The organism is Sphingopyxis sp., assembly GCF_016704835.1.
Taxonomy (GTDB): Bacteria; Pseudomonadota; Alphaproteobacteria; order Sphingomonadales; family Sphingomonadaceae; genus Sphingopyxis.
Window position 1 is genome coordinate 323,105 of record NZ_JADIZJ010000001.1, and the last position, 22,789, is coordinate 345,893.

The 22,789-nt window shown below is 64.4% G+C and carries 19 protein-coding genes and 1 pseudogene; 9 read left to right on the forward strand and 11 right to left on the reverse strand.

The genetic code is table 11. From position 1 onward, the window contains the following. Window positions 1-19 precede the first annotated feature (19 nt). The gene (locus IPF76_RS01655; protein ID WP_293838750.1) at window positions 20-619 is read left to right on the forward strand and encodes a TetR family transcriptional regulator; all 600 of its coding nucleotides are present in this window, start codon (window positions 20-22) and stop codon (window positions 617-619) included. 65 nt (window positions 620-684) lie between these two features. Here IPF76_RS01655 and IPF76_RS01660 read toward each other — a convergent pair whose 3' ends face one another. Next, on the reverse strand, window positions 685-1,140 hold the full coding sequence (locus IPF76_RS01660; protein ID WP_293838752.1) for a PA2169 family four-helix-bundle protein: 456 nt from the start codon (window positions 1,138-1,140) through the stop codon (window positions 685-687). A gap of 298 nt (window positions 1,141-1,438) precedes the next feature. Between IPF76_RS01660 and obgE the strand changes: the two genes are divergently transcribed. From obgE to sppA, 5 genes and pseudogenes are all read left to right on the forward strand, one after another. Continuing rightward, on the forward strand, window positions 1,439-2,488 hold the full coding sequence (gene obgE, locus IPF76_RS01665) for a GTPase ObgE (protein WP_293838754.1): 1,050 nt from the start codon (window positions 1,439-1,441) through the stop codon (window positions 2,486-2,488). Window positions 2,489-2,538: 50 nt separating this feature from the next. After that, a complete protein-coding gene (locus tag IPF76_RS01670) occupies window positions 2,539-3,345 on the forward strand; it encodes a MipA/OmpV family protein (RefSeq protein WP_293838756.1) in 807 nt (268 codons plus the stop codon). A gap of 46 nt (window positions 3,346-3,391) precedes the next feature. Further along, window positions 3,392-4,494, forward strand: a pseudogene (proB, locus tag IPF76_RS01675) (glutamate 5-kinase). 17 nt (window positions 4,495-4,511) lie between these two features. Then, window positions 4,512-5,411, forward strand: coding sequence for an NAD(P)H-binding protein (locus tag IPF76_RS01680; RefSeq protein WP_293841838.1), 900 nt, complete (start codon window positions 4,512-4,514; stop codon window positions 5,409-5,411). A gap of 77 nt (window positions 5,412-5,488) precedes the next feature. Continuing rightward, window positions 5,489-7,471, forward strand: a complete 1,983-nt coding sequence (sppA, locus tag IPF76_RS01685) for a signal peptide peptidase SppA (protein WP_293838759.1) — start codon at window positions 5,489-5,491, stop codon at window positions 7,469-7,471. A 111-nt stretch (window positions 7,472-7,582) separates the two neighbouring features. On the opposite strand, the gene IPF76_RS01690 is transcribed toward sppA, so the two are convergent. The 7 genes from IPF76_RS01690 to mdh form a co-directional block, all read right to left on the reverse strand. Continuing rightward, window positions 7,583-8,485 (reverse strand): alpha/beta fold hydrolase, encoded by a 903-nt coding sequence (locus IPF76_RS01690; protein ID WP_293838762.1) that lies wholly within the window; start codon window positions 8,483-8,485, stop codon window positions 7,583-7,585. Between the two features lie 67 nt (window positions 8,486-8,552). Then, entirely contained in the window at window positions 8,553-9,185 is a 633-nt protein-coding gene (locus IPF76_RS01695) for a trimeric intracellular cation channel family protein (protein WP_293838765.1), read from the reverse strand. A 13-nt stretch (window positions 9,186-9,198) separates the two neighbouring features. Beyond that, window positions 9,199-10,596: a dihydrolipoyl dehydrogenase gene (lpdA, locus tag IPF76_RS01700; protein ID WP_293838768.1), complete on the reverse strand. Its 1,398-nt coding sequence runs from the start codon at window positions 10,594-10,596 to the stop codon at window positions 9,199-9,201. A gap of 41 nt (window positions 10,597-10,637) precedes the next feature. Then, window positions 10,638-11,879 (reverse strand): 2-oxoglutarate dehydrogenase complex dihydrolipoyllysine-residue succinyltransferase, encoded by a 1,242-nt coding sequence (gene odhB / locus IPF76_RS01705; protein ID WP_293838771.1) that lies wholly within the window; start codon window positions 11,877-11,879, stop codon window positions 10,638-10,640. Window positions 11,880-11,899: 20 nt separating this feature from the next. Beyond that, entirely contained in the window at window positions 11,900-14,722 is a 2,823-nt protein-coding gene (locus tag IPF76_RS01710) for a 2-oxoglutarate dehydrogenase E1 component (RefSeq protein ID WP_293838774.1), read from the reverse strand. Window positions 14,723-14,814: 92 nt separating this feature from the next. Further along, window positions 14,815-15,705, reverse strand: coding sequence for a succinate--CoA ligase subunit alpha (gene sucD / locus IPF76_RS01715; RefSeq protein ID WP_088444074.1), 891 nt, complete (start codon window positions 15,703-15,705; stop codon window positions 14,815-14,817). Between the two features lie 64 nt (window positions 15,706-15,769). Then, window positions 15,770-16,732 carry a malate dehydrogenase gene (gene mdh / locus IPF76_RS01720; RefSeq protein WP_293838779.1) on the reverse strand — a complete coding sequence of 321 codons (963 nt, stop codon included), beginning with the start codon at window positions 16,730-16,732 and terminating at the stop codon, window positions 15,770-15,772. A gap of 311 nt (window positions 16,733-17,043) precedes the next feature. Here mdh and IPF76_RS01725 point away from each other — a divergent pair, with 311 nt between their 5' ends. Next, a complete protein-coding gene (locus tag IPF76_RS01725; RefSeq protein ID WP_293838782.1) occupies window positions 17,044-17,586 on the forward strand; it encodes a phosphatase PAP2 family protein in 543 nt (180 codons plus the stop codon). A gap of 81 nt (window positions 17,587-17,667) precedes the next feature. After that, entirely contained in the window at window positions 17,668-18,711 is a 1,044-nt protein-coding gene (locus IPF76_RS01730; protein WP_293838784.1) for a hypothetical protein, read from the forward strand. Here IPF76_RS01730 and zapE read toward each other — a convergent pair. The 3 genes from zapE to IPF76_RS01745 are packed head-to-tail and all read right to left on the reverse strand — an operon-like array spanning window position 18,664 to window position 21,076. After that, window positions 18,664-19,803 (reverse strand): cell division protein ZapE, encoded by a 1,140-nt coding sequence (gene zapE / locus IPF76_RS01735; protein WP_293841841.1) that lies wholly within the window; start codon window positions 19,801-19,803, stop codon window positions 18,664-18,666. The two genes, IPF76_RS01730 and zapE, sit on opposite strands and share 48 nt — an antisense overlap. Continuing rightward, window positions 19,800-20,297: a PaaI family thioesterase gene (locus IPF76_RS01740; protein ID WP_293838787.1), complete on the reverse strand. Its 498-nt coding sequence runs from the start codon at window positions 20,295-20,297 to the stop codon at window positions 19,800-19,802. The genes zapE and IPF76_RS01740 overlap by 4 nt, the downstream gene beginning before the upstream one ends. After that, entirely contained in the window at window positions 20,294-21,076 is a 783-nt protein-coding gene (locus IPF76_RS01745) for a succinate dehydrogenase iron-sulfur subunit (protein WP_293838790.1), read from the reverse strand. Before IPF76_RS01745 ends, IPF76_RS01740 begins: the two co-directional genes overlap by 4 nt. A 127-nt stretch (window positions 21,077-21,203) precedes the next feature. Between IPF76_RS01745 and IPF76_RS01750 the strand changes: the two genes are divergently transcribed. Next, complete coding sequence (locus tag IPF76_RS01750; protein WP_293838793.1) at window positions 21,204-22,733, forward strand: oligosaccharide flippase family protein; 1,530 nt, start codon at window positions 21,204-21,206, stop codon at window positions 22,731-22,733. The last annotated feature ends 56 nt before the right edge of the window (window positions 22,734-22,789 follow it).

Consider the following 22,789-nt stretch of genomic DNA (forward strand, 5'->3'; position numbering starts at 1 on the left):
ATAGGGTTTACTTACATACATGTCAATAGTGAAGAAGCGCCTGAGTCCCGAGGAAAGCCGGTTCGTTGCCCTGCAAGCCGCGCGCCAGATATTGATTGAAACCGGGCCGGCGGCGGTGACGCTGAAGGCCGTGGCAGGGCGCATCGACCGCACCCACGCCAACCTGCTCCACCATTTTGGCAGCGCCGCAGGGCTGCAAAAGGCGCTCGCCGCCTATCTCGCCGAAACGGTGTGCGCGACGATCGGCGAGAAAATGGCCGAATCGCCCGCGGGCGAGCGCAATGTGCGCGAGATCGTCGACCTGGCTTTTGACGCCTTCGACAGCGGCGGCGCGGGCGCGCTCGCAACATGGATGGCAGCAACGGGCAATGAGGACGCACTCGACCCGATCGTCGATGCGATCCACAAGCTGATCGATGGCATGGCCCCCGATGCGCATGAAAAACGGCTGATGCACGAGGACACGCTGGCATTGGTGCTGATGGCACTCGGCGATGCTCAGCTGGGGGGCGCGATGGCCGAAGCGCTCGGCTTGCCCCGCGACACCGCGCGCGCGTTGGCGTGCGAGTTGATCACCGGGCGCATCGCGAACTTCTGGGCGGCGCAGAACGCCAAATAGAAACGACGGCCCCGATTGTTCGGGACCGCCGTTTCCATGCTTCTCCGGGAGGGTGGGAGAAGGTCTTAGCTGGCGTTCAACTGATGCTTGAGCGCCGACATCTGGTCATGGCCTTCGCGAACCGAGGCAAAGCTGGATTGGATCAGCTGCTGCACGACCGGGTCCAGATCCCCGTCCTTCAGCGCGCTTTCAAACTTCGCCTTGATATGATCTTCGCCGCGTTCGACCTCGGCAACGACCGCCGAATCGTTGCGGTCACCGGTCAGCGCGTCGCGCAGGCCCAGAAAAGCGCGGTGCGCCGACGCGAGCACGGTACCATCATCTTCGGGATTGCCGCCGAGCTCTCGGACCTTTGCTTGAAAAGCGGTGACAATCGTCTGGCGCTCGTTCGCGCGGCTGAGAAAGATTTCGCGAAACTGCGCTGCGTTCGCTTCTTCGGCGGCCTTGCGATAGCCATCGACGCTGTCGAGCGTGGTGGCAATCAGGGAATTGAGCGTGCTGACATTCTTGTTGTCAAACATTTGAAATCCTTTCGGGAAAATATGGGGCAAGCATCGTACGATGCCTTACCCACCCAACGAGCACTGGCCCGTAAAGTTGCGTCGCCTCGGCGCTAGGCCAGCGCATTTCATCGAACTGATGGCTGACGCATGACAAAACTGGCCATTTCGGTGCGCTGCGACTAAGGGGAGCGCCACCCACCCACCATATTCGTGCCGAGCAACGTCGCCAGATGCGACGCTGCCACACGAACCAGGACCACCGCCGACGCCGCTTCACGTGATGCGAACGCGATTGTTTCCGCTCCAGAGGCTCCCCATGCATTTCCTTGATCAAGCAAAAATCTACATCAAGTCTGGCGACGGCGGCCCCGGTGCCGTCAGCTTCCGGCGCGAAAAATATGTCGAATATGGCGGTCCCGACGGCGGCAATGGCGGCAAGGGCGGTGACATCATCTTTGAGGCCGTCGCCGGTCTGAACACGCTGATCGACTTTCGCTACACCCAGCATTTCAAGGCGAAGCGCGGCACCCCCGGCGCGGGGCGCGACCGCACCGGCGCGGGCGGCCCCGACCTGGTCATCGAGGTCCCGATCGGCACCCAGATCCTCGACGACGATGAAGACCGCAGCCTGCTCGCCGATCTGACCAAGGAGGGCGAAACGCTCGTATTCTTGCGCGGCGGCGACGGCGGGCGCGGTAACGCATCGTATAAGACGAGCACCAACCGCGCCCCGCGCCAGCACGGACCGGGCTGGCCGGGCGAAGAAAAATGGGTGTGGCTGCGGCTCAAGCTGCTCGCCGATGCAGGCCTCGTCGGGCTGCCCAACGCGGGCAAATCGACTTTCATCAACGGTGTCACCAACGCGCAGGCCAAGGTCGGCGCCTATGCCTTCACCACCCTGCGCCCGCAGCTTGGGGTGGTCAGTCACAAGGGCAATGAGTTCGTCGTCGCCGACATCCCCGGGCTGATCGAAGGTGCCGCCGACGGCGCCGGGGTCGGTGACCGCTTCCTTGGCCATATCGAACGCTGCCGCGTGCTGCTGCATCTGGTCGACGCCAATGATGAAGATGTCGCCACCAGCTACCGCATCGTCCGCGACGAGCTGGAGGCCTATGGCGCCGATCTGACCGACAAGCCCGTGATCGTGGCGCTGAACAAGATCGACACGCTCGACGACGAACTCGTTACGGCACTGTCGGCCGAGCTTGCCGAAGAAAGCGGCCATCCCGTGATGGCGTTGTCGGGCGCGAGCGGCGCCGGGGTGCCCGCGATCCTCGACAAGCTGCTCGAGATCATTGGCCCCGAAAAGCGCGTGGTTGTCCGCAATGACGATGGCGAAGAAACGACCGATTGGTCGCCGGTCTAGGAACGAATGGGTGCGGAAAGCCTTGTAGCATAAACAACAAGGAATTCCGGATGTTCACTGCCCCTCGTGCAATCAAGTTTCTGCTCTGCGTTTCGCCCATTCTCGGCGTCGCCGCCCTTCCGGCCCATGCGCAGGACACCGCGAGCGGGGCCGAAAACCGCACCCGCGTCATATTTGGACCGCAACTGTCGCCGTCATGGCCGGGATCGAAAGATCTGTCGATCGGTCCCTATGTCGATGTCTCGCGCGAGCGGGTAGGAACCGAATTTACCTTCGAGGCGGCTGACGAGAGCTTTGGCGGGCCACTGATCCAATCGGGCAACTTTGCTTTTGGACCGGCGCTGGGATTCATTGGCAAACGCACCGGCGCCAACATCGGCGCCGATCTGCCGAAGGTCGGCTTCTCCTTCGAAGCCGGCGGTTTTGCGCAGGTTTCCCTCACGCCAGCCATCCGCGTCCGCGTTGAAGGCCGTAAGGCGCTAAGCGGCCATAAGGGCTGGGTCGGCGAAGTCAGCGCGGACTATATCGCGCGCGAGGGCGACGACTGGCTGTTTTCGATCGGCCCGCGCGTGACGTTGGGCGATGCCAAATATACCAACGCCTATTTCGGGGTGACCCCCGCTGCCGCCGCGACCTCAGGCCTCGCCGCCTACGACGCGGATGGCGGGATCCAGTCGGTGGGTGTGACCGTCGGCTATCACCGGATGCTCGGCCGAAATTGGGGCGTCGCCGTTTACGGGCGCTATGACCGGCTGATCGGCGATACGGCCGACTCGCCGGTAACGCGCCAACTCGGTAGCCGCAGCCAGCCGTCGGTCGGCCTCGCGCTTAGCTACACGTTCGGCGGCTCTCGCTGACGTAATAGCATTGGCGCGGGGGCCGCCGCGCGCTATCGGCGGCGTCATGTTGTTCGCGCCCTCCTCTTGTTCCAGATTGATCGTGAAGATCGGATCCGCGCTGCTGGTCGACCCCGATGGCACGGTGCGACGAGAGTGGTTGACAGGAATCGCCGCCGACATTGCCGAGCGAACGCGCGCGGGTCAGCAGGTCGCCGTCGTCTCATCAGGCGCGATCGCGCTTGGCGCGCGGCGGCTTGGGTTGGCGAAGGGTGGCCGGGGCACATTGGAAGACGCGCAGGCCGCGGCGGCGACCGGTCAGATTGTGTTGTCGCAAGTCTGGGCCGAAGTGCTGGCCGCCGTAGGGTTGACCGCCGCACAGATTTTGGTGACACTCGACGATCTGGAAGAGCGGCGGCGTTATCTCAACGCCAGCGCCACCCTCGACCGGCTGCTCAGCTTGGGCGTCGTTCCGATCATCAACGAAAATGACAGCGTCGCGACCGAGGAAATCCGCTTCGGTGACAACGACCGCCTCGCCGCCCGCGTCGCGCAGGCGGCGGGCGCCGGCGGCGTCGTGCTGCTCTCCGATGTCGACGGATTATACGACCGCAACCCGGTGCAGCCGGACGCGGTGCATATCGCCCGGGTCGAACGCATCGACGCCGCGGTGGAGGCAATGGCCGATACCGGCTCGGCGTCAGGTATGGGATCGGGAGGCATGGTGTCGAAAATCGCCGCCGCGCGCATCGCCAACGCCGCGGGCGCGCATCTGGCGATCGCCTCAGGACGGATCGACCGGCCGCTGTCGACCGCGGCGCGGCACACCTTATTTGTCGCCGAAAAAGGCGCGAGCGCGCGCAAGGCGTGGCTCGCGGGCGGGCTGACCGCCAAAGGGCGGGTGACGATCGATGCTGGTGCGGCGCGCGCACTGCGCGGCGGGGCGAGCCTGCTTGCGGCCGGAGTGAGCAGCGTGGTTGGTGTATTTGCCCGCGGCGACGTGCTCGACATAGCCGGTCCCGACGGCGTTATCGTCGCGCGCGGACTGTCCGAATACCCGGGACTGATGCGGCCGCAATCATGGGGCTTGGTCGCGACGCGCAGGAGGCCGCGCTCGGCTACGCGCCGCGCAGCGCGATGGTCCACCGCGACCATATGGTGCTGCTGTGACTCAGCACCTGCTGGCGATGACCGGCGCGACCGGTTTTGTCGGCGGCGCGACGATGCGGCAGGCGATCGGCGCGGGCTGGCACATCCGCGCGCTCACCCGCCGCCCGCAACCCGCGCGCGAAGGCGTGACCTGGATCGCGGGCGCGCTCGATCGGCCCGACAGCCTTGCCGAGATGGCGGCGGGCAGCGACGTGGTTATGCATATTGGCGGCGTCGTCAACGTCCCGACCCGCGCCGCCTTCGAAGCGGGCAATGCTACCGCGACGCGTCATGTCGTGGACGCAGCGCGCGCCGCCGGGGTGACGCGCTTTGTCCATGTCTCGTCGCTTGCGGCGCGTGAGCCCGACCTCTCCGACTATGGTTGGTCGAAGGCGCGCGCCGAAGTCATCGTGCGCGACAGCGGGCTCGACTGGACAATCGTTCGCCCCCCCGCCGTCTTCGGCCCCGGCGACACCGAAATGCTCGACCTGTTTCGTATGGCGCGGCGCGGCATTGCGCTGCTGCCTCCCAGCGGACGCATGTCGGCGATCTATGTTGACGAGCTGGCGCGCCTTCTCGTGGCGCTCGCCGCCGATCGCAGCACGAGTATCGGCGCGATTTACGAGCCCGACGACGGTCGTCCGCAAGGCTGGTCCCACCGCAGCTTTGCGCGCGCGATCGGGCGCGCGGTTGGGCGCAATCATGTCGCGACGCTCGCCATCCCAATGACAGTGCTCAAGGCGGGCGGCCGGATCGACACGTTCGTCCGCCGCAGCCGCGCCAAGCTGACCCCCGACCGCGCGCGTTACATCGCGCACCCGGACTGGGTCGCGGCACCAGGTGCCCATCCGCCTACCACCCTGTGGCGCCCGGAACGCGGCACAGACGTAACACTCACCGAAACCGTACGCTGGTACCGCCGCGAAGGCTGGCTCTGACGTCGTCGACAGGCCCCGGTGACCCGCCGGTCGAAGCGTGCATTGCCAAGGGCGAGCCGCACCCCTAGATCTGCAGCATGACCGAAACCACCGCCACCACCCCGAACGATCCCGCTGGCCCCTGGGCGATCCCCGTGCGCCGCCCCCTCCCCGGCGACGACAAGTCAAGGTCGCGGACCAGTTTCCCGCGCAAGGTTTGGAACCTGCTCGTCGGGATCAAGGACGCGCTCGCGCTGATCTTCCTGCTGCTGTTTTTCGTTGCGCTGTTCGGTCTGCTCGCCGGACGCCCCAACGCCGGGTTGCCGGTCAGCGAAGGCGCGCTGTTGATCGAACTCGACGGGGTGGTCAGCGAACAACCCGCAGAGGTCGACACCCTCTCTGCCCTGTCGGGCAACGCCCAGCTTCAGGAAATCCGGGTCCGCGACGTCGTTCATTCGCTCGAAACCGCCGCGAATGACAAGCGCATTACCTCGGTCGTTCTCGACCTCGACCGCTTCCTCGGCGGCGGCCAGGTCTCGCTCGCCGAGATCGGCGCCGCGGTCGACAAGGTCCGCGCCAAGAAAAAACCCGTGCTGGCCTTTGCCACCGCCTACACCACCGACAGCTATCAGATCGCGTCGCACGCCAGCGAAGTGTGGGCCGACGGCATCGGCGGCGTCGCCATCGCCGGTCCCGGCGGATCACGCCTCTATTACAAGGGGTTGATGGATCGGCTGGGGATCACCGCCAACATCTACCGCGTCGGCACGTTCAAAAGTGCGGTCGAACCATATCTCCGCAGCGATCAATCGCCCGAAGCGAAGGAAGCCAATCTCGCTTATGCCAGTGTGCTGTGGGACAATTGGCTGACCGACGTCAAAAAGGCGCGCCCGGCAGCCAAGATCGACGCCTTTATTGCCGACACTGCGGGCGCAGTGCGCGCCGCAGGCAACGATCTGTCCAAGGCATCGCTCGACGCGGGCCTGATCGATAAGCTCGGCAGCCGGATGGCGTTCAACACCCGCGTCGCGGAAATTAGCGGCGCGTACGACGACAGCAAGCCGTGGGAATATAACGCGATCCCGCTCGAAAACTGGGTCGCAGCGAATCCGCCCAAGACGAAAGGCAGCGCGATCGCGGTCATCCCCATCGTTGGCGAAATCGTCGATGGCGAGGCGCCGACCGGCACCGCCGGCGGTACCACCGTCGCCCAGCATATCCTCGACGCCGCCGCCGACAGCGGCACCAAGGCGATTGTGCTCCGCGTCGATTCGCCCGGCGGATCGGTGCTCGCGTCCGAAGAAATCCGTCAGGCGTTGCTCGCCGCCAAGGCCAAGAAGCTACCGATCGTGGTGTCGATGGCGAATGTTGCGGCATCAGGCGGCTATTGGGTCTCGACCCCCGCCGACCGCATCTTTGCCGAACCCGAGACGATCACCGGATCGATCGGGGTGTTTGGCATCCTGCCGAGCTTCGATCAGGCGCTCGCCAAGATCGGCGTCACCGCCGACGGGATCGCAACGACACCTTTGTCGGGCCAGCCCGACGTGTTCGGCGGCGTCAACGAAGAGTTCAACACGCTGGCGCAGGCGAGCGTCGAGGACATCTACGCCCGCTTCACCGGGCTGGTGGCGAAGAGCCGTAAGCAGCCGATCGAAAAGATCCGCACGATTGCCGAAGGGCGCGTTTGGGCGGGCGGCACTGCGCGCCAGCTGGGCTTGGTCGATCAGTTTGGCGGTCTGCCCGACGCGCTCGCCGCAGCGGCCAAGCTCGCCAAGGTCGACGGAGATTTCCACGCCAAATATTATGAGGACGAGCCGAGCGAATTTTCGAAAATGCTCGCCAGCTGGGGCAAAGGCGAAGAGGAAACCGCCGCCGCGCCGCGCGGCTGGTTCGGCATTGCAGCGATGAACCGCCAGCTGACCGAACGGCGGCTGATGCAGGATATGGCGATGCTCACCCAAACCGGCTCGGTGCAGGCATCGTGCCTCGATTGCCGAGGCTACCTGCCTGCGGTGCCGCGCCCGGGCAAAGCTGGGGCGAAGGGCTTCTTTGCGACTATGGCGCTGCTGCTGAAGTAGCCGTTCGTCATGACGAGGAGCAAAGCGACGCGGCGGTCCAGAGTTTGCGTAAACCGCTCTGGATAGCTTCGCTTCGCTCGCAATGACGCACGTTGAAAGCTGGGCGGTTCGCTACGCAGCGACCCCATCACTTTTCGCATGCCCCGCAATCGCATCAGCCAGCGTATCAACCAGCGCCAGCGGCAGATCATGCCCCATGCCGGGAATCGTCAGCAACCGCGCCCCCGCGATATTATCCACCGTGTCGTGCCCCGCCGCGAGCGGCACGAGGGGGTCATCCTCGCCGTGGACAACCAACGTCGGCGCGATGATCGATTTCAGCAGCGCGCGCCGGTCGCCATCGGCGACAATCGCCGCCATTTGCCGTGCGACGCCCTGCGGATACCAGCCGCGTTCGAAATCGGCACGTACGCGGCGCTGGAGGCGCTCTTCGGCCGCCGGATAGCCGGGGCTTCCAATCACCCGCGCAGCGCGCACCGAATAGGCGATCATATCCTCGGGGTCACCGCTCATCGGCCGGTTCGCCAACACCTGCATCGCTTCCTTGCGCGCGCGCGGCAGGCGGCGGTTTCCGGTGCTCGACATGATCGAGGTCAGCGACAACGTGCGATCAGGGTAGCGCGCCGCGATATGCTGCGCGATCATTCCGCCCATCGACGCGCCGACGATGTGTGCGTGCGCGACGCCGAGGTGATCGAGCAACGCAACCCCGTCGGCGGCCATGTCTGCCAGCGTGTAGGCGGGGCGCACCGGCAACCCGATTGCCGCCTTCACAAACATCCATTTGAGGTTTGGCACCCCCGCCGCGTCAAAGCGCGTCGAAAGACCGACGTCGCGATTGTCATAGCGGATGGTGCGAAACCCGTGGACATTCAGCGCGTCGACGAACTCGTCGGGCCACAGCGTTAACTGCCCGCCCAACCCCATCACCAGCAGGACCACCGGTGCATCCTTCGGCCCCTTGTCGTCATAGGTGATGCTGATGCCGTTGGCAGTCGTTTGCGCGATGGTCATTCTGCGGTGTCCTTTGGCCGAATATCCGCCACCATGGCGCAGTTGACGCGAACGTCAAGCCGGGCGCCTAAGCACCTGTTTTGGGATCACGATAGGCGGGCAGCGCGAGCGACCAGCGGATCGCCGCGCCGCGCAGGATGAATCCTGCAACCGCACCAACCACCGCGGCAACCGGCGTGCCGACGCCGAGCCACATCAGGAACAGAAACAGGCCTGACGCCAGCGCCGCCGCGGTGACATAGATTTCGGGGCGCACAATGATCGACGGCACCCCCGCCAATATGTCGCGGATGGTGCCTCCGACGCACCCGGTGATCACCCCCATCAAAAGCGCGGGCGCAGGTGGCACGCCCCACGCCAGCGCCTTGGCCGTGCCGAACACGGCATAGGCCGCTAGCCCGACGGCGTCGGCCCATTCGAGCAATTGCCCCTGCCACCAGCGTTCGGGGGTGAGCCAGACGATCAATGCGATCGCGATGCATACCGCCGAAATCGCTCCATCCTGCACCCAGAACACCGGCGCGCCGATCAGCAGGTCACGCACGCTGCCGCCGCCGACGCCCGTCACCAGCGCAAAAAAAGCGGCAGTGACGAGCGTCTGCCGCAGCCGCACCGCCATCAACGCCCCCGACAGCGCAAAGACGCCGATGCCCGCCAGGTCGAGCAGGCGAACGATCAGCGCATTGTCGAAATCGGGCATGATGCCCTCCGCGTCAGACGTGGATCGGCTTGCCCGTCACCGCCATCGCCGCTTCCTTGATCGCCTCACTGTGCGTCGGATGCGCGTGGCAGGTGTAGGCGATGTCTTCGGACGTGGCGCCAAATTCCATCGCCTGCGCAGCCTGCGCAATCATTGTGCCGGCGACGCTGGCGATGCACCACACGCCGAGCACGCGGTCGGTCTTGGCATCGGCAATGATCTTCACGAATCCATCGGGTTCGTGATTAGTCTTGGCGCGGCTGTTGCCCGCCATCGGGAACTTGCCGACCTTGACCTCGCCGCGTTCCTTCGCCTGCTCTTCGGTCAGGCCGACCCCGGCGATTTCGGGCCAGGTGTAGACGACCGACGGGATGACATCATGGTTCACGATGCCCGTCTGGCCCGCGATATTCTCGGCGCAGGCGATGCCTTCGTCTTCGGCCTTGTGCGCGAGCATCGGGCCGGGGATGACGTCGCCGATGGCCCAGATGCCGGGGACCTGGGTGCCGAATTCATTGTCGGTTTCGATCTGGCCGCGCGCGTTGACGGCGAGCCCCGCCTTGTCGAGCGCCAGCCCATCGGTGTTCGGGCGCCGCCCGATCGACACCAGCACGACATCGGCTTCGAGCGTTTCCGCGTCGCCGCCTGCGGCGGGTTCGAGCGTCAGCACGGCCTTCTTGCCCTTGACCGCGGCGCCGGTGACCTTGGTCTTCAGCTTGAACTCGATGCCTTGCTTCTTGAAGATGCGATTCGCATCCTTTCGGATATCGGCGTCCATGCCGGGCAGGATCTGGTCGAGGAATTCGACGCAGGTGACCTTGGCGCCCAGTCGGCGCCACACGCTGCCAAGCTCAAGCCCGATCACGCCGCCGCCGATGACGACCATATGACCCGGCACCTTCGCCAGTTCGAGCGCGCCGGTCGAATCGACAATGATCTGCTTGTCATTATCGACATCGACACCCGGCAGCGGGGTCACCGACGAGCCCGTCGCAATGATGATGTTCTTGGCGCGATAGGTCTTGCCCGCAATCTCGACACTGTCCTTGCCGGCGAACGCAGCATAGCCTTTCAGCCAGTCGACCTTGTTCTTCTTGAACAGGAATTCGATGCCGCCGGTCAATCCTTTGACCGCGTCGATCCGCTGCGCGTGCATCGCGGGCAGGTTCAGCCTGGGGGTCACGTCGATCCCCATCTTCGCCATCGCGCCGTTTGCCGCGGCGTCATAATATTCGGACGCATGGAGCATCGCCTTCGAAGGGATGCAGCCGACGTTGAGGCAGGTGCCGCCGAGCGTTGCACGGCCATCGGCGCACGCGGTCTTGAGCCCAAGCTGCGCAGCGCGGATAGCCGCGACATAACCGCCGGGACCGGCACCGATGACAAGAACGTCGTAGTCGTAATCAGCCATTTGTCGTTCCTTTACCCCTCGGGGGGACGGGGAGAAGTCTTTTAGAGGTCGATGAGGAGGCGCGTCGGATCCTCGATCGCTTCCTTGATCGTCTTTAGGAAGGTCACCGCCTCACGCCCGTCGATTAGGCGGTGATCATAGCTGAGCGCCAGATACATCATCGGGCGGATGACGATCTCGCCATTCCGGACGACCGGGCGGTCCTCGATGCGGTGAAGGCCGAGCACCGCCGACTGCGGCGGGTTGATGATCGGCGTCGACATCAGGCCGCCGAACACGCCGCCGTTCGAGATGGTGAAGGTGCCGCCGGTCATGTCGTCCATCGTCAGCGTGCCCTCCTTGGCGCGCTTGCCGAGGTCGGCGATCGCTTTTTCGATTTCGGCAAAGCTCAGCCCGTCGGCGTTGCGGACGACCGGCACGACGAGGCCGTTCGGCGCGCTGACCGCGACCGAGACGTCGAGATAGTCGTGATAGACGATCTCGTCACCGTCGATGCGGGCGTTGACCGCGGGAATGTCATGCGCGGCGAGTGCCACCGCCTTGGTGAAAAAGCTCATGAAGCCGAGGCGTACGCCATGCTTCTTTTCGAACGTCTCGCGATATTTGTCGCGCGTTGCCATCACCGCCGACATGTCGACGTCGTTGAACGTCGTCAGCATCGCCGCGGTGTCCTGCGCCGCCTTGAGGCGCTTGGCGATCGTCTGGCGCATCCGGGTCATCTTGACGCGCTCTTCGCGGCGGCCCGGCGCGCCCGCTGCGGCGGGAGTCGCCGCCGGCGCTGGAGCCGCGGCGGGCGCCGCCTCCGGCGCCGCGTTCGCCGCGGCGAGGACGTCTTCTTTGGTCAGTCGGCCATCCTTGCCGGTGCCCTTGATCTTGCTGGGGTCGAGGCCATGCTCGAGCACCAGGCGGCGCACCGCGGGCGACAGGGTGGTGACGCCATCGCCGCTGTCCTCGGTTACGGGCGCGGGGGCGGTCGCACTAGGAGCCGGAGCCGCCACCTCGGCTTTTGCCGCAGGGGCAGCCGCGGGTGCAGGGGCCTTGCCGTCACCGGCGTCGATCGTCGCAATGGTCGCACCGACATTGACCGTATCGCCGACCGCGGCGACCTGCTGGCCCATCACCCCGGCCACCGGCGAGGGCACTTCGACCGCAACCTTGTCGGTCTCTAGGCTGGCTATTGGTTCGTCGAGCGCAACCGCGTCACCCGGCTGTTTCAGCCATTCGCCGATCGTCGCTTCGGTAACGCTTTCGCCCAGCGTGGGGACTTTGACTTCGGTGCTCATCGATACAGTTCCTTGGGGGCTCAGGCTTTGTTCTTGCTTCGGCGGATTTCGGCGCGGACGCTCAGGCCCAGCGCATCGGCGACCAGCGCCGCCTGCTCAGTCTGGTGGCGGCTCATCAGGCCCGTCGCGGGCGATGCCGCGGCGCCGCGTCCGGCATAGCGCGGGCGCATGCCCTTCTTGCCCGCTGCGGTCAGCGCGTCTTCAATGAACGGCTCGACGAACGACCAGCCGCCATTGTTGCGCGGTTCCTCCTGCGCCCACACCACATCCTCCAGCTTCAGCATGCGCTTCAGGCGCACCGCGAGCGGATCGCCGGGGAAGGGATAGAGCTGTTCAATGCGGATCACCGTGGTGTCGGTCAGCCCCGCGGCGTCGCGCGCTTCCATCAGGTCGTAACCGACCTTGCCCGAGCACAGCACCACGCGTTTGGTATCAGCGTCCGCGGGCGGGGCGCGGTCGGACATGATGCGGCGGAAATGCGCTTCGCCGATGAAGTCGCTGCGCTGCGACACGGCCAGCTTGTGGCGGAGGAGCGACTTCGGCGTCATGATGATCAGCGGCTTGCGGAACGGGCGCAGCATCTGGCGGCGCAGGACGTGGAAATAGTTCGACGGGGTTGAAATATTGCACACCTGGATATTGTCGCCCGCGCACAGCTGCAGGAAGCGTTCGAGCCGCGCCGAGCTATGCTCCGGCCCCTGTCCTTCATAGCCGTGCGGGAGCAGCAGCACGAGCCCGTTGGCGCGCAGCCATTTGGCCTCGCCCGACGCGATGAACTGGTCGATCATGATCTGCGCGCCATTGGCGAAATCGCCGAACTGGGCTTCCCAAAGCACGAGGCTTTTCGGATCGGCCATCGCATAACCATATTCGAAGCCGAGCACGCCATATTCGGACAAGGGGCTGTCGAGCACTTCGAACCGGCCGTGTGGCACGATGGTCAGCGGCACATATTTGCGTTCGTCCTTCTGATCGACCCAGACCGCGTGACGCTGGCTAAAAGTACCACGCCCCGAATCCTGCCCCGACAAGCGGACCTGATAGCCCTCGCTGAGCAAGGTACCAAAGGCGAGGCTTTCGGCGGTCGCCCAGTCGAACACTTCCTTGTCGCTCTTGTCGGCGAACATCGCACCCCGCGCGTCGATGACGCGGCGCAGCGTCTTGTGGACGTCGAGGTCGGCAGGGACAGTGGTCATGATCCGGCCGATCGAATCGAACAATTTGTCGCTGACCCCGGTCGAGATATTGCGGCGGGCATTTTCGGGATCAGCGGGGGCGTGCAGCCCCGACCAGCGCCCAGCGAACCAGTCCGCCTTGTTCGGCTTGTAACTTTTAGCGCCCTCGAAATCATCTTCGAGCCGCGCGATAAACTCGGCGCGGCGAGCATCGGCCCAACCCGCGTCGATCACGCCTTCGCTTTCCAGCTTGGCGGCGCAAAGCTGCGACACCGGCGGATGCTGGCGGATACGCGCATACATCAAAGGCTGGGTGAACGAAGGCTCGTCGCCCTCATTATGGCCAAAGCGGCGATAGCACCACATGTCGATGACAACGTCGCGCTTGAACTGCTGGCGGAAATCGATCGCGAGCTTGCAGGCAAAGGTCACCGCTTCGGGATCATCGCCGTTGACGTGGAGGATCGGCGCCATGACGCCCTTTGCCACATCGGACGGATAAGGTGACGAGCGCGCATATTGCGGGCTGGTGGTGAAACCGATCTGATTGTTGACGATGAAGTGAATGCAGCCGCCTGTGTTGTAGCCGCGAATGCCCGAAAAGCCGAGGCATTCCCAGACGATCCCCTGCCCCGCGAACGCTGCGTCGCCGTGGATCAGCACCGGCAGCACCTGCTCATGCTTTTCCAGGTCGTCACGCACCACCTGCTGCGCGCGCACCTTGCCGAGCACGACCGGGTCGACGGCTTCGAGGTGCGACGGGTTGGGGACCAGCGACATATGCACCGATGCGCCGCCGAAGTCGCGATCGGTCGAGGTGCCGAGGTGATATTTGACATCGCCCGAACCGCCGATGTCGTCGGGGTTCGCCGATCCGCCGGCAAATTCGTGGAAAATGATTTTGTACGGCTTTGCCATCACGTTCGCGAGCATGTTGAGGCGCCCACGGTGCGCCATGCCATAGACGATTTCCTTGACCCCGTACTGGCCGCCATATTTGATGATGGCTTCCATCGCGGGGATCATGCTCTCGCCGCCATCGAGCCCGAAACGCTTGGTCCCGACATATTTGCGCGCGAGGAATTTCTCCCATTCCTCGGCCTCGATCACCTTGTTCAGGATGGCGCGTTTGCCCTCGACCGAAAATTCGATGATCTTGTCGGCGCCTTCCATCCTCTCCTGCAGGAACTGACGCTCTTTCAGGTCGGCGATGTGCATATATTCGAGGCCGACATTGCTGCAATAATTGGCGCGCAGGATCGCGACAATTTCGCGCACCGTTGCGCGCTCGAGCCCCAGCGTCCCACCCAGCCACACCGGGCGGTCCTGATCGGCGCCGACAAAGCCATGATATTCGGGGGTCAGATCGGCAGGGAGTTCGCGCTGGGTCAGCCCGAGCGGGTCGAGATTGGCGGCCAGATGCCCGCGCACCCGGTAGGTGCGGATCAGCATCATCGCGCGGATTGAGTCATTCGCGGCGCGTTCGACTTCGGCGTTCGACAGCGGCGCGCCGCCCTTCGCAGCGGCCGCCTTGACGGCGATCTGCATCTGCTGCGGATCGAGCGCAGCGGTCAAGTCGTCGCTGTCGATCTGCGGCCAGTTTTTCGGCGCCCAGCTGGGGCCGGCCTGCGGCGCGTCGATGTCAAAGCTTTGTCGTTCGAGGTTCATTGTCTTTTCCATTCTCGACAGAGAAATGGCTCCGGGGAGGATATTGGGGAGCAACGCCCGCTAACAACGACTCTTGCCAGCGGGCGCTTAAATCAAACGCGTTCTTTCAGCACTTCGACGAGCGTGGTGCCGAGCTCGGACGGGCTGGCCGACATGGTGATGCCCGCGGCTTCCATCGCCGCAATCTTGCTTTCGGCGTCGCCCTTGCCGCCCGACACGATCGCACCGGCATGGCCCATGCGGCGGCCCGGGGGCGCGGTACGGCCCGCGATGAAGCCCGCCATCGGCTTTCTGCGGCCGCGCTTGGCTTCGTCGATTAAGAACTGCGCCGCCTGTTCTTCGGCGTCGCCGCCGATTTCGCCGATCATGATGATCGATTTGGTGGCTTCGTCGGCGAGGAAGAGCTCGAGCACGTCGATGAAGTTGGTGCCGTTGACCGGATCGCCGCCGATGCCGACCGCGGTCGTCTGACCCAGCCCCGCATTGGTCGTCTGGAACACCGCCTCATAGGTTAGCGTGCCCGAGCGCGAGACGACGCCGACGCTGCCCTTCGAGAAGATGCTGCCCGGCATGATGCCGATCTTGCATTCGCCCGGAGTCAGCACGCCGGGGCAGTTGGGGCCGATCAGGCGCGATTTCGAACCCGAAAGCGCGCGCTTGACCTTGACCATGTCGAGCACCGGAATGCCCTCGGTAATACAAACGATCAGCTCCATCTCGGCATCGATCGCCTCGAGGATCGAATCGGCGGCGAACGGCGGCGGAACATAGATGCAGCTCGCGGTCGCGCCGGTCGCGGCCTTCGCTTCTTCAACCGTATTGAAGTTCGGCAGGCCGATATGCGTGGTGCCGCCCTTGCCCGGCGTCACGCCGCCGACCATCTGGGTGCCATAAGCCAGCGCCTGTTCGGTGTGGAAGGTGCCGGTGGCGCCGGTCATCCCTTGCGTGATGACCTTGGTATTCTTGTCGATGAGGATGGACATAATCAAATTCTCCTGGGGAGAGCCAGCGCGCCCAACGCGAAGCGCCGGGCGCGCCAAAAAGGAATCAGGCGAGGCTGGGATCCAGCGCCTTGCATGCGTCAAGCAGTTCCTTGACCGCATCGACCGAGACCTGAAGACCGGCCTTGTCGTCGGCATCGAGTTCGATCTCGACGATCTTCTCGACCCCACCTGCACCGATCAGCACTGGAACACCAACATACAGTCCGTCGAGCCCATACTGGCCATCGACATAAGCGGCACAAGGCAGGATGCGCTTCTGGTCGCCGAGGTACGCTTCAGCCATCGCGATGCCGCTCGCGGCCGGGGCGTAAAAAGCCGAACCGGTGCCGAGCAGCGCGACGATTTCGCCGCCGCCGCCGCGCGTGCGCTTGACGATCGCGTCGATCTTGTCCTGGCTCGACAGGCCCATCTTGACGAGGTCGGGAACGGGGATGCCGTTGACGGTCGAATAGCGGACGACCGGGACCATCGTGTCGCCATGGCCGCCGAGCACGAAGGTGTTCACATCCTTCACCGACACGTCGAACTCGTCGGCGATAAAGTGGCTGAAGCGCGCCGAATCGAGCACGCCGGCCATGCCCACAACCTTGGTGTGCGGGAGCCCCGAGAATTCGCGCAGCGCCCAAACCATGGCGTCCAGCGGATTGGTGATGCAGATGACGAACGCTTCGGGGGCGTTGGCCTTGATGCCCTCGCCGACGGCCTTCATGACCTTCAGGTTGATACCGAGCAGGTCGTCGCGGCTCATCCCCGGCTTGCGGGCAACACCGGCGGTGACGATGATGACGTCGGCGCCGGCGATGTCGGCATAGTCGTTCGTGCCGGTGATCTTCGCGTCGAAGCCCGCGATCGGGCCGACCTGCGACAGGTCGAGCGCCTTGCCCTGCGGCACGCCTTCGACCACGTCGAACAGGACGACGTCGCCGAGTTCCTTCTGTGCGGCGAGCAGCGCCAGCGTCCCGCCGATATTTCCGGCTCCGATCAATGCGATCTTCTTGCGTCCCATGGCGCGCGGCACTCCCTTCCTGGCAAGCCCGGCAATGCTTCACAGACCGGCGGCACACGGGCTAAAGTGCCATGCCGATCCCAAGACTGGGGTCGCCCCTACGCCGATTCCGTTAACGAAACAACCGCGAAAAGCTCGAAAAACTGGCTTTTTTTGCAAATAGTTCGCAATACTAATAAACAGCATCACCGACGGCTTTTTGACACTGAAACGCGCAATCCGCAGCGCGCACATGGCATTGACTTGGCCTCGGACCACCATCGCGCTAGACCTGCACGGTGACCAAAGGGAGAGCCTTTCGGGAGAGACGCATGCGCAGGAAAACCACCACCGGATTCGCCCTTGTGCTGGCACTTGGCGTGGCGGTGCCCGCACAGGCCAGTGAGGATGACTGGAACGACGCCGGGACGATCGCCAAAAATGCACTTGTCGTCGCCGCTTTTGGCGTACCCGCTGTTCAGGGCGACTGGGACGGCGTCCTTCAAGCGGGCGGAAGTATTGCAGGTACGATCCTGATCACCCAGGGGCTCAAGGAAGCATTCCCATCGCGCCGCCCCGATGGCAGCGACAATAAGAGCTTTCCGTCAGGCCACACATCGACCAGCTTCGCTGCAGCCGCGACGCTCCACAACCGCCACGGTTGGGAAGCGGGATTACCCGCCTATGTGGTTGCTTCCTTCGTTGGGCTTTCGCGCGTCGAGGCGCGAAAGCACCGAGTCGGCGATGTACTGGTTGGCGCGGTCATCGGCACATCGGTTGGCCATCTCATCACGAGCAAGGCGGACGCGCGAGTCCAGATCGTACCATGGGGCGATACCCAAGGCGCAGGAGTACATGTGTCGGCGCGCTTCTAGATACGGTCGGCAACCGATGACTGCGCCTGGTCACAATCGCCGGTTAACCGTCCCTTATTGCCATGCCGCTAGGATTCGAGGGTGACGCGGGCAATCATCAGTGTCGATACCGAGCTGTCCGCCGGGCTGTACCAGCGCGGCGCCGATGCACGCGCGAATTTCGAAAGCTCGATCCTCGGCCGGTGCCGCGACGGCGATTTCGGCATTTATTTCCAGATGGATATGCTCGAGCGCCACGGCCTGACCGGGGTGTTCTTTGTCGATCCGATGCCAGCACTGGTTTACGGTCCCGAGGTCATCGACGCAATCGTGCGTCCCGTCGTCGAGCGCGGGCACGAAGTGCAGGTGCATATCCACACCGAATGGCTGGCCTTCGCGCGCTTCAATCCTGTGGGGCGGTTGACCGGCCGCAACATCGGCGATTTCCCGCTGACGGCGCAAAAGAAGCTGATCAGTCTCGCCCGCGATATCCTGGTCGGCGCCGGTGCCCCGAAACCGACCGCTTTTCGCGCCGGGAATTTCGGCGCCAACGACGACACGCTGCGCGCGCTGGCGGCGCTCGGCTTCCGTTTCGACAGCAGTTTTAATGGCGCCTATTTGGGCCATGGCTGCGCGATATCGCTTGATGTCGGCAACATGGGTATGCGCGTTCACCACGGCGTGGTCGAAGTGCCAGTGAGCGGGCTGATGGATCGCGCCAGCCGCTTCCGCCCGGCCCAGTTATGCGCGATGTCCGAAGAGGAAATGCGCGACGCGCTCGACCATAGCGCCGCCAGCGGCGCTATCCAGTTTTCTGCGTTCAGCCACAGTTTCGAATTGCTCAGCCGCGACCGCCGCGTCGCCAATCGCCTCGCCATTTCGCGGATGGAGGCACTTTGCCGCGCCGTCGCTGACGATCCGCGCGTCACCAGCGGCGGGCTTGCTACCCTCCCCGCGCCGCCCGCGCGTCCGGCACGGATCCATGTTCCCGCGCCGCGGCCGCTTCGCACCTTACGCCGTGTCATTCAACAGGGGTTCGGACATCTCGCCCATGAGGTGCGCTATGTCCGCGACGTCGTCGCGGTGACGATCAACTCCTCACGTTGGGGAAAGATTGCCAGCGGCGTCCTGTTGGCCATGGCCTAACGCCAGATAATCGTCCGACTGCATCTCGGACAGGCGGCTTGCGGTGCGTTCAAATTCGAATGCGCCATCGCCCGCGACATAGAGGGCATCAGGCATCGTCGCCGCGCTCGCGAGCAGCTTGACCTTATACTCGTAGAGTGCGTCGATCAGGGTGACGAAGCGCGCCGCCTCGTTGCGGTTCTCTGGGCCCATGCGGGGAATGCCGACGATGATGACGGCGTGAAAATGCCGCGCGACCGCCAGATAGTCGGCCGCCCCGCGCGCTTCGGCGCACAGCCGTTTGAAGGAAAAGACTGCAACGCCTTTCAGCGCCTTGGGAACATGCAGCGTCCGCCCGCCACCGAGATCAAGATCGAGGGTCGGGACATGCGCGCGATCCTCGGGCGGATAGTCGGTCAGGCGGAAAAAGGCGGCCGACAGCGCCGCGCTCGCCGCCTCGTCGGCGGGAACGAACCAGCGCGCGCCGTCACCGAGCCGGTCGCGGCGATAATCGGTCGGGCCATTCAATCCCATCACGTCGAGCTTTGCCTCGACCAGCGCGACGAACGGCAGGAAGTGCTCGCGGTTGAGCCCGTCCTTGTACAGGTCAGACGGCGGGCGGTTCGAGGTCGCGACCACCGTCACCCCGCGGTCGATCAGTGCGGTGAAAAGGCGCGAGAGGATCATCGCGTCGGCGCTGTTGTTCACCACCATTTCGTCGAACGCCAGACAGCGGACGTCGGCAACCAGTGCATCGGCAACGAGCGGAATAGGATCGCCCGCCTCGCTTTTGCGCACCTCGCGCATACGCAAATGGACATCGAGCATGAAGGCGTGGAAGTGGACGCGCCGTTTGCGCTGGATGTGAAGCTGGTCGTAAAACAGGTCCATCAACATCGACTTGCCGCGCCCGACCGCGCCCCACAAATAGACGCCGCGCGGCGCCTCGGGCTTGCGCCCGGTCAGCCGCCAGAGCAGGCTGCCGCGCGGCGGCACCGCTTCGAGTTCCGCCTGCAGTGCGTTCAGCCGTTCCGCGGCGGCGCGCTGCTCGGGATCGGGCTTGAGTTCGCCCGCCGCGACGAGCGCGTCATAAGCCGACAGCACCGACATCAGCCCCGATCCTTGCTCGCTTTGCGAATGGTTCCGGCGAAGGTCAGGACGATATGTTCGTCGGCGTCACCCTGCACCACCAGCCCGCGCAGGAAGATCAGGCGTCCAGTCTCGCGCACCAGCTCGACCACGGCGTCCAACGGCTCGCCCAGGCGGCCCGCGCCGACAAACTGCGTCGACAGGTCGAGCGTCACCGAATGCCCTGCGTTGAGCGACCCGAACTGATGCGACGCGGCAAATAACGCGATGTCGACCAGCGCCAGCGTCACCGCGCCATGAACATTGTCGCCCAGATTGCTGTGTTTGCGCTCGGCGACCATCCGCACCCGCGCGCAGGGGCGGCCATCCGCTGTCGGCGGCTCGACCCGCACCGTCAGCGGCTCGATAAAGCTGTTGAAGCGGCTCGCGTCCTTGAGATCCCAGCTCAGCCAGCCATTGTCCAGCGCCTCGGCGCTGAAATGGTCGCGGCGCTTCGGTTCCTCGATCCCGTCGTTCACACCTGCCGCTCGGCCTCGAGTTTCTTGATCTCGGCGATCGCACGTGCCGGGCTCAGCCCCTTGGGGCAGGCGTTCGAGCAGTTCATGATCGTGTGGCAGCGATAGAGGCGGAACGGGTCTTCCAGCTCGTCGAGCCGCTCGCCGGTCATCTCGTCGCGGCTGTCGGCGAGCCAGCGATACGCCTGGAGCAGGATCGCGGGGCCGAGGAACTTGTCGCTGTTCCACCAATAGCTCGGGCAGCTCGTCGAGCAGCAAGCGCACAGGATGCACTCGTACAGCCCATCGAGCTTTTCGCGCTCGGCGGGCGACTGGAGCCGTTCCTTGCCGCTCGGCGTCGTCGTCTTGGTCTTCAGCCACGGTTCGATCGACGCATATTGCGCATAGAAATGGGTGAAGTCGGGGACCAGATCCTTGATCACATCCATCGCCGGCAGCGGGGTGATCGTGATGTCACCCTTCAGATCCTCGATCGCGGTGGTGCAAGCCAGACCGTTCTTGCCGTTCATGTTCATCGAACAGCTGCCGCAAATGCCCTCGCGGCACGAGCGGCGGAAGGTCAGTGAGCTGTCCTGCTCGCTCTTCATCTTGATCAGCGCGTCGAGCACCATCGGACCGCATTTTTCGGTGTCGATCTCGAAGGTATCGAAGCGCGGATTCTGGCCGCTGTCGGGATCGTAGCGATAGACTCGGAACGTCTTGACCGCCGCCGCGCCTTCGGCCTTGTGGGTCTTGCCCGTCTTTTGCGGGCGGCTGTTCTTGGGCAGGCGGAATTCGGCCATGTCGCGGGCTCCCTGTGCAATTGCGGGCTGACTAGACCCGATTGGCGGGGACGACAAGGGGGTGATCGGGGCCTGCGCGCGCGAAAGCCGCTGGCAGGGGCGCGGGCAAGTCGCTAGGGCGGCAACGATGAGCGAAAGCGCCGCCCAACCCGCCGTCACCAGTCGCAGCGTCGCACGCGGGCTTGGCACCACGGTGCTCGCACGGCTCGGCGCGGTCGTCGAAATCGTCGCGCAGCCACTCTATGTGCTCATGTTCGGACTCGCCGGATACGGCCTCTATGCGGTGCTGTGGGCGACGATCAATCTGCTCGAAAATATCTTCGACATGGGCATGACCAGCGCAATGCAACGCACCGTTCCGCAATCGGCGAGCGATGCCGAGGCGGCGGCGGCGCTGCGGACCGCGATGATTTTTGGCGTCGGCCCGTGCATCGTCGTCGCCGCGACGATTGCCATCTTTGCCGCTGACCTTGGCCCGCTGCTCAATGTCGCCGCGAAGGACCGCGAACTCGTTACCCCGGCAATCCGGATTTTCATTTGGGCACTGCCACTGTGGGCCTTTGTCGAGATTGCAACCTCGGCGATGCGCGCGCGGATGGTGTTCGGCGCGGAAATCCGGCTGCGGATCGTGTGGGAACAGATCATGCGGCTGGTATTCGCAGGGATGTTCTTTGGGGGCGGCCTCGGGCTCAAGGGGCTGTTTATCGCCCATCTTTGCTCGCTTGGTATCACTGCGATCCTCTGCGTCCGTCTGCTCGCGCGCTATTATAATTTCGCCGACCTGTGGCGCGGCGGGCGCGGTAGTGACGTCGAGCGTCAAACCTTCTGGGCCGGTCTTTCGATCCTGCCGTCAAATGTCATTGCGCGGCTGTTCGGCGACGCACCCGCGCTGATCCTGAATCTGCTGCTCCCCGGTGCAGCCGGTGCCGCAGCCGCCGGTCTGTTCACAATTGCGCGCAAGCTGTCGAGCGTTGTTCAGCTCGTCCGAATTGCCTTTGTGTATGTGATGGCGCCACTTGCAGCCAGCGCCGAACGCGAAGACCGTGCGCAAGTCGCCGACATCTACGCCTATGCAACACGCCTGATTTCGGCGATCGCGCTGCCCCTCACCGCGGTGCTGGCGGCGGGCAGTTCATCGCTGCTTGGCCTGTTCGGGGCTCAGGCGCAGGTCGCAGGGGCTGCTTTGATCATCCTTCTCTTTGCGCGCGCGATCGAGGCGGTCCTGGGCATTTCACTCCCCGTGCTGCAGGTTGTTGCGGCGTTCCGACATCAACTCACTGCCAGCATCGTTGGCGTCCTCGTCGCCATCGGCGCTGGCTGGCTGATCGTCGGCCATATGGAGGCACTGACCGGCGTGACGCTCGCCATGTCGATCGGCCTCGTCGTCATGGCCGCAATTCCCATGGTGCAGCTGGCAGTTGGCGAACGGCTGCACCCGTTCGATCATCAATTCCCGAAAGTCGCGCTGCGCAGCCTTGCAATCACACTCGTCGCCGGCGGGTTGGCTCTCCTTGTCAGCCGCTTGCCCGACGCGGCGGCGCTACCGTTGATCATTGCCATTGCGGCGGCTGCGATCTGGTTGTCGCTGCGCTTTGCGCTACCCCACGCCGACCGCGCTTCACTCGGCAAGACTGGGCGCAAGCTGCGAATCGTGTGATTCGGTCTTAATTTGGCCGCAAAATCGGTTAGAGGAGACGCCACGTATTTGCCGCG